The organism is Armatimonadota bacterium (assembly GCA_039679645.1).
Lineage (GTDB): Bacteria > Armatimonadota > UBA5829 > UBA5829 > UBA5829 > UBA5829.
The window spans coordinates 25666-33166 of sequence record JBDKUO010000044.1 but is presented as its reverse complement, the minus strand read 5'-3'; the positions used below and the strand labels follow the sequence as shown (position 1 = coordinate 33166).

The following is a 7501-nucleotide window of genomic DNA, read 5'->3' as shown; positions in this document are numbered from 1 at the left end:
CTGCTGGCATGATTGTGGCTCGCCTCCTTTATTTTCTCACAAAAATGAATTCGGCGTTGACCGTCCATTTTCATGCCAGCAGCCTCATCTTTTACCTATTAAAATTCCGTAGATTTGACACGCACCCATATCTGAACCACCGCTTGACCCTCTTACCTGTCGCCTCTATAATAAAAACAATGAAGCCTTTGCTGACCGCGGTCGACGCAGCCTTATTTGACCTTGATGGGACGCTGGTGGAGACCAACATCGACTTCCCCCTGATGAAGCGCAAAATGATAGAATTGGCCTCCGAGTGTGGAGTAGACACTTCGGGGCTGATGCTCCTCGACATCCTCGGCGTGGTAGACAGCGCCTGCGCAGTCCTTGATAATCAGTGCGAAGCATTTCGTGCTCGCGCAATGGACATTCTTGAGGAAATCGAACTCGATCATGCTGAAAGAGCGAAGGAAATACCTTTTGCGCGTGAAATGGTCGGTTCGCTCAAAGAACATGGCATAAAGGTAGGCATTGTCACCCGCAACTGTCGAAAAGCCAGTGAAGGCTCGCTCGGTATAGTCGGGATCGAACCTGATATTCTGATCTGCCGCGAAGACACCACACATCATAAACCCCATCCTGATCCGGTCAATACTGCTCTTGACGCTCTCAAAGCGAGAGCGGATGCAAGCGTTATGGTGGGCGATCACACGATGGATGTGGCGTGCGGCAAGGCTGCGGGAGTCAAAACTATAGGCTTTCTGCGAGAAGACCGCCCGCCTGACTTTTTCTCAAAAGCGGCGCCGGACTATGTGGCTGATAATCTGATGGAGGTGCTGGGTGCAATTATCGATTATAATCGTTAACTGGAACACCACTGGCCTCCTGATGGCACTATTGAAGTCGATTGAGAGGCATGCGCCGTCGTGCGAGTATGAGTTCATTGTGGTAGATAATGCCTCAGATGATTTTGATGAACACGCTTTCAAGTCTGAGTTTCCGCACGTCCATCTTATTGCCAACTCGAAAAACTACGGCTACGCCCGTGGGAATAATCAGGCTCTGGCTTTGGCTAAAGGAGACTTCGTTCTACTCTTGAATCCGGATACTGAGGTAACCGAGGGCTCAATAGACGCTCTGCTGGATTTCATGGTTTCTCACCCTGATGCAGCGGCTGCAGGAGGGAAATTGGTCAGGCCTGATGGGACAATAGACCGTTCTGTGCGGTCATTCCCCTACCCCGGCGCAATAGCATGGGAGTTTCTGGGTCTTTCAAAACTATTCCCACACAGCAGGGCATTCGGTGCGTATAGAATGACGTATTTTAAGTATGACAAGGCCGCCGAGGTCGACCAGCCGATGGGGTCCTGTCTGATACTGAGCAGGAGTGCGCTGGATGATATCGGCATCTTTGACGAGCAGTTTCCTATTTTCTTTAATGAAGTGGACTGGCTGTATCGCGCTCATTTGTGGGGATATAAAATATACTTCACGCCCGATGCTACAGTGATCCACCACGGCGCGGCGGGCACTAAGCAGGCCGGCAGGCGCAAGATGACGAGAGAGTCGCATAAGTCGCTTCTGAGGTTTTATAACAAGCACTTCAAGGGCAAAATATCTGCGCCTATGTACTGGCTGACGAGCATATGCATCAGAATAAGTATGGCGCTGAGAGGCTAACTTGATCGACGTTACAGTAAGCATAGTGAACTGGAATACGAAAGACGAACTGCGTGATTGTCTGAACTCGATGCTCTCCCAGGATGGGGCGGTAAGCTTTGAGGTGATCGTGGCTGATAACGCGTCCTCGGACGGCTCGGCTGATATGATCACATCAGAATTTGACGGGCAGGTAACGCTTATCCGAAACAGCGTGAACCTCGGTTTCGGCGCGGCTCACAACCTGTCGATCAGGCGCTCACGGGGCAGGTATGTGCTGCTGCTCAACCCGGACTGCCGTATGCTCGAACCGGACGTCCTGGCAAAGATGGTCGGCTATATGGACGATAACCCCGATATAGGAATGCTTGGGCCGAAGATATTAAACCCCAATGGGAGTCTGCAATTTTCAGCACGGCATTTCCCGACTATGTTCGCAGCTATCTTTCGCCACACTATCTTCGGCAAGCTCTCGCCAAAAAACAGGTTCGTGCGCGACTATCTGATGATCGATTTCGCTCACGATCAGATCGCGGATGTGGACTGGCTCTCGGGCTCGGCTCTGATGGCAAGAAGAGAGACTTTCGAGCAGACAGGGCTGCTTGACGAGAGGTTCTTTATGTACCTCGAAGATGTGGACTGGTGCAAGCGAGCGCACATGGCAGGCTGGCGCGTGGTGTATTACCCGATGGTATCGGTGTCGCACAGGATCGGAGCGGCTAGCGACCAGAACCCCGTGCCTATGATCAAACAGCATCACAAAAGCATGCTGCGATACTACCTCAAATACAACTCGCACAGCCTGAAAATCCTTCTTACGCCGCTTGCAATAATCGCGCTCTGGTTGAGGCAGAGGTCATTGATTAAGCGGACAAAACCACACAACTGATTTAGTATTTGGGATTTTGGATTTTATATTTGATGATGGTTTGCGACGTTCGTTTCGTACGCGACCGGATATCGCATCCGAACACAGACTTCCTGAACCTACACCTCCGAGATAGAGCGCATGCCCGGCATACTAAAAAGTGGAGTCCACTCAATTGAATAGACTCCACATTTCATTATGCGCCGGAGGCGATAAGCACATTACATGTTGCTCAAGTAGAATTTAGTAGAAACTGATGTTAGTAAGATTTGCTATATGCCCAATCCCAAGTGCCGCCGGTCCAATTGCCGGACAGATCTGTCAGTGTTCGGGAAGCTGAGCAATTGGCGATGTAATGGAGATATTGCACCGTATTATTCGTTATATGCAGCATACTTACTCCGCCATTATATGTTGCTGAGCCGGGATCGTATATATCACAACCGAAACAACTATAATGTTGAGTGTAATGAGTATGGCTGTGAAGTATGGCTATAACACGATAGCCTTCGATTACACTGTGAAGAGCCTGACGCTGAGCGTCCGACCACCAACATAATTCCAGGTCGTGCCCGGCATAACGTTCATCGCCTGTACGCAAGCGCTGGTCCCATTGGCAGGATTGTATGCTGTGTAATGCGTATCCGAAAACTGAAGAACCCATAAATCAGTTGCCCAAACTCCGACAGCTAAAACCCCACATAGAATTACGCAAAACAAAGCTACTCTAATGTATTTTTGCATTGCGATTTCCCTTCCCTCCTCTAAATACAGAACATCTTGTTTCATTCGTAATGAACTCGGCAGACATCCTGTTCTGCCACAGCCGCGAGAGTTCATTCACTATTCTCCGAGATAGCTAGACGGTCGCCTCAGTCCGTCTGCTGCCCAGAGATTCTTTTAGATTTACGCGGCTACACTCTGCGCCTTCTAAACGCGAGCAGTGTGCCTAACCCACCAGCCAAGACGATAATTGACGAAGGCTCCGGCACACACCAGGTGTCAATTATAATCCTGTCGATAATTGTGTTGGCAGTCTTGCCGAGCGATATTTGTTCCCAATACGGATTCGGCTCTATCACCCAATCCGAGAGGGAATAGACAGGATCACTTGTCTCGCTGACAAGATCAAAGGGGCGGACAGTCTCGTTTCCGGGAAGGCCGTAGATGCCGTTGACGACATCGAATGTCGGCTTTACACCGCCGAGTTCCCACCAGACCTGAATCCGCATCAGTTTTTGTGGATTATTGGTCAGGTAGAAGTTAGGTATGCTTATCGATACATAGTTACTGCCGACAACCACGGATGGTGTTACATATGGTTCTAAACCATTGCCTACGGCATTGAATGTAAGGCCCTGCGGAGTCCAGTCAGCAAGGGCTGTGTTATTCTGTCCGCGCCACCACGGCGCATTTTCAGCAATGGCTGCGCTTGCCGTCACCAACAGTGCAACGCACACCAGCGCAAGTATCAATTGGATTCTTTTCATCTCTCTCTCCTCCTTTCTTAAGTAGTGTTGTATGCCGACTGCATGGTCTTCTTTCATGCAAGCCTGGCAATGACTTGCATATTTCGAGACCTTGGATTCATATTATCCCTGCAATGCGGGCTTGCCAAAGGCAAATAATGGTCTAGACTTTCCATCCTTATCTTCAAGGTCTAGATCGTCGCAATAGACCCAGCATTATCAAGCTGCTTATCAGGAATCCGGTTGTAGAAGGTTCAGGCACATCATAAATATTGACCTGCCAATTATCTACGTCCAGGCTCAAAGATACGCTGGAACAGGATGACACCGGACCACAACCACCAGAGATTATGCCACCCATCTCGATCTGGCTGCCATTTTTAGAAAAGTCCGGATGAGATCCCCATCCAAAGTCCTTGGCTGATAATCCATCGAGACTGATAGCATGCAAACTGCCGTCATTGCTATAAAGGTGCTCCCCGTTGTACTCGAAAAAGCTGCCATTTTGGCGAACCACCGGACGCCAGTCGAAAAACCCACCACCGGTGCCACTGACAGACCCTTCCGCATCATATGTCCAACTCATGGATACTATTGCGCCTTGATTACTGGGTGTGTAGACAGCATCATGTTGCAAGAAACCCACAAGCAGTTGCACTACTCCAGGATCATACCGATACATCCCTGTACCAGGATCGTAAACCCATACGTTATCCACATTCATATAACCATTGAAGTGACCTTGCCCACTGAACGAGGCGTCCATCTGGACATATCCGTAAGACATTGAGTTTGATGAGTAGGAAGAAATTGTGTAATTGCTCCAATTAGTAGGCACGAATGTATCGTCAGCATAGGTCTCAGCTATTGCCGATGTTGAAGTCAACAGCACAAGTGCTGCCATAAATACAAATGACGCTTTCATTTTTCTCCCCCAGTGCTGAGTGGCTATTATTATGGAGTGTATTGCGCCTTTTTTTGTATACGGACACAATTCAAGACGCTTATTATTTAAGGCAGAGTATCATATAATTACGGTTTTGTCAATTATACTTTTATCGTTACCTGTATTCAGCAATATGCGACTGGCGTTATTACCACGACATCCAAACATTATGTAACACTCCATTCATCTATAACACTATCTCAACGCATACATAATTGGCTGTAGCAAAGAACAAAACTGCGTTGAAATGATTCACTGCTGTAAATCTGAAATTGCAGGGTTCTGTTTCGGACGCGATCTGATATCGCGTCCGAACACCAACACCATGCTTTCCACTTTCGACTCTCATCTCTTCACCCTCCACTTTCAACCCTCCACATCTGCTATAATATAGCCGGCATGGAAACTACAATTATCGACACACTAAACGAGCAGCAGAGGGCTGCTGTGGAACATATCGACGGGCCGGTGCTGGTGTTTGCGGGCGCGGGGAGTGGAAAGACCCGCGTGCTGACGTATCGCATTGCGAATCTAATTAAAAAGCACGGTGTGCGGCCATGGAATATCCTCGCGGTGACTTTTACCAACAAAGCCGCCAATGAAATGAAAGAACGCATCGAACATCTGCTGGGCGAAGGCGCTACCCGCATGTGGGCAGGCACTTTTCACGGCATCTGCGCACGGATATTGCGCGAGAAGGGCGAGGAGATCGGCCTGGACAGAAACTTCACAATCTTTGATGACGGCGACCAGACTGCGCTCATCAGGGAGTCGTTGGATAACCTCAACCTCGATCAGAAACGATATCACCCACGGGAAATCCTGAACCTGATATCACGGGCCAAGGAACAACTTGTGCTGCCTGAGGAGTTCGGAAAGAGGTTTGTCGGACATCTGGAGGGCGTTGCGGAGAAGGTATACAAGGTCTATCAACAAAAACTCGCGCAAAACCATGCGCTCGACTTTGATGACCTGATTATGTATACGGTCATTCTCCTGCGCAATAAACCCGCCGTGCTGGAGCACTATCAGAACCGCTTCAAATATATCATGGTCGATGAGTATCAGGATATCAACTACTCGCAGTATCAGCTTGTGCGCAACCTCGCGGCAAAGCACCATAACATATTCTGCGTGGGTGATGACGACCAGTCGATCTATCGATGGCGGGGGGCGGATGTCGGGATCATACTCCAGTTCGAGTCGGACTACCCGGAAGCCACCGTATACAAACTGGAACAAAACTACCGTTCCACCAAGAAAATTCTGGAAGCGGCACACCATGTAGTCATGCGCAACAAGGGACGCGCCAACAAAAAGCTCTGGACCGAAAACGACGAAGGCAAGGATATCGAGATAATCGAATCGGCAAACGATGTAGATGAGGCCAACAATATCGCCCGCGAGATTGAGGATATGGTCTCGTTCGGAGGCGGACGCGAATACTCGGATATCGCTATACTCTACCGGATGAACGCTCAGTCGCGTATATTTGAAGAGGCAATGATCAACAGGCGAATACCGTATCGTCTGGTGGGGGCTGTGCGGTTCTATGAGCGCAAGGAGATCAAAGATATTCTCGCCTACCTGCGCTTGGCATTGAACCCATACGAGACGGTGAGCCTGCGGCGAGTGATAAATGTCCCGACTCGCGGGATAGGCCAGACCTCGATCTCACGGTTGGAAATGTTTGCGATAAACGAGCAGATAACACTCTACGAAGCCATAAGACGCGCCGAAGAGGCCACTGATATCACCAAGAAAGCTCGCGTAGCTATAGCCAAGTTCGGCGAGATGGTTCATCACCTGCATGAGATGGTAGATACCGTGCCGGTGCGGCGGCTCACGGAGGAGATACTGCTGCTGTCGGGCTATATCGAAGCTCTTAAGGCCGAGCATAGCATGGAGAATCAGTCGCGCATCGAGAACGTCGAGGAACTTTTGTCCGTTACCGAGCAGTTCGAGATCAATAATGAAGACTCCAGCCTGCGGACGTTTTTGGAGAATGTCGCCCTCATTTCAGATATCGACACCTATGACGAATCCGGCAAGGCGATCACGATGATGACTCTGCACGCGGCGAAGGGGTTGGAGTTCCCGGTGGTGTTTATGGCCGGAATGGAAGAAGGAATTTTTCCGCACAGACGATCCGCTGATGACCGCGAGGAGCTTGAAGAGGAGCGGCGGCTCTGTTACGTGGGTATGACGCGCGCTCGTGAAGAACTCAAGTTCAGCTTTGCTCATCAGAGAATGATTATGGGTCAGATTCAGCGCTCGGACATTTCGCGGTTTATATCCGAAATACCGGAAGAACTTTTTGCCGAATCGCCATCGAGCAAGCGCAAATCCACCAACACAAGCTGGAGATCGGAGTTCAAGCCGACTCGTTCCAGCGGACCGGCTACCTATAAACCTGCGACAAAAGTTGAGCACGATCAGTTTGGCACAGGAATCGTACTCAACTCCACAGGAAGTGGAGACAGCGAGGTAGTCACGGTCGCGTTCGAGGGTCAGGGAATAAAAAAGCTCGTGGTATCAATTGCTAACTTGCGCAGGGTTTGATAACGGCTTGACCACGGG

7 protein-coding genes are annotated in these 7501 nt (G+C 49.7%); 4 read left to right on the top strand and 3 right to left on the bottom strand.

The features are described from left to right. The first annotated feature begins 179 nt into the window (after window positions 1–179). From ABFD83_09225 to ABFD83_09215, 3 genes are read left to right on the top strand one after another with little or no spacing between them, the layout of a single operon-like run. Window positions 180–845, top strand: coding sequence for an HAD-IA family hydrolase (locus ABFD83_09225; protein ID MEN6357250.1), 666 nt, complete (start codon window positions 180–182; stop codon window positions 843–845). Next, complete coding sequence (locus tag ABFD83_09220) at window positions 820–1659, top strand: glycosyltransferase family 2 protein (GenBank protein ID MEN6357249.1); 840 nt, start codon at window positions 820–822, stop codon at window positions 1657–1659. The genes ABFD83_09225 and ABFD83_09220 overlap by 26 nt, the downstream gene beginning before the upstream one ends. A 1-nt stretch (window position 1660) precedes the next feature. Further along, complete coding sequence (locus ABFD83_09215; protein MEN6357248.1) at window positions 1661–2527, top strand: glycosyltransferase family 2 protein; 867 nt, start codon at window positions 1661–1663, stop codon at window positions 2525–2527. A gap of 492 nt (window positions 2528–3019) precedes the next feature. Here ABFD83_09215 and ABFD83_09210 read toward each other — a convergent pair whose 3' ends face one another. From ABFD83_09210 to ABFD83_09200, 3 genes are all read right to left on the bottom strand, one after another. After that, window positions 3020–3250 (bottom strand): hypothetical protein, encoded by a 231-nt coding sequence (locus tag ABFD83_09210; GenBank protein ID MEN6357247.1) that lies wholly within the window; start codon window positions 3248–3250, stop codon window positions 3020–3022. Between the two features lie 170 nt (window positions 3251–3420). Next, on the bottom strand, window positions 3421–3996 hold the full coding sequence (locus ABFD83_09205) for a PEP-CTERM sorting domain-containing protein (GenBank protein ID MEN6357246.1): 576 nt from the start codon (window positions 3994–3996) through the stop codon (window positions 3421–3423). 163 nt (window positions 3997–4159) lie between these two features. After that, a complete protein-coding gene (locus ABFD83_09200) occupies window positions 4160–4900 on the bottom strand; it encodes a hypothetical protein (GenBank protein ID MEN6357245.1) in 741 nt (246 codons plus the stop codon). Between the two features lie 420 nt (window positions 4901–5320). Between ABFD83_09200 and pcrA the strand changes: the two genes are divergently transcribed. Continuing rightward, window positions 5321–7483 carry a DNA helicase PcrA gene (pcrA, locus tag ABFD83_09195; GenBank protein ID MEN6357244.1) on the top strand — a complete coding sequence of 721 codons (2163 nt, stop codon included), beginning with the start codon at window positions 5321–5323 and terminating at the stop codon, window positions 7481–7483. Window positions 7484–7501 lie beyond the last annotated feature (18 nt).

Excerpts from the sequence above, each read along its gene's own strand:
- ABFD83_09200 (MEN6357245.1), bottom strand. The coding sequence starts at position 4,900 with ATGAAAGCGTCATTTGTATTTATGGCAGCACTTGTGCTGTTGACTTCA.
- ABFD83_09205 (MEN6357246.1), bottom strand. The coding sequence starts at position 3,996 with ATGAAAAGAATCCAATTGATACTTGCGCTGGTGTGCGTTGCACTGTTG.
- pcrA (MEN6357244.1), top strand. The coding sequence starts at position 5,321 with ATGGAAACTACAATTATCGACACACTAAACGAGCAGCAGAGGGCTGCT.
- ABFD83_09210 (MEN6357247.1), bottom strand. The coding sequence starts at position 3,250 with ATGCAAAAATACATTAGAGTAGCTTTGTTTTGCGTAATTCTATGTGGG.
- ABFD83_09225 (MEN6357250.1), top strand. The coding sequence starts at position 180 with ATGAAGCCTTTGCTGACCGCGGTCGACGCAGCCTTATTTGACCTTGAT.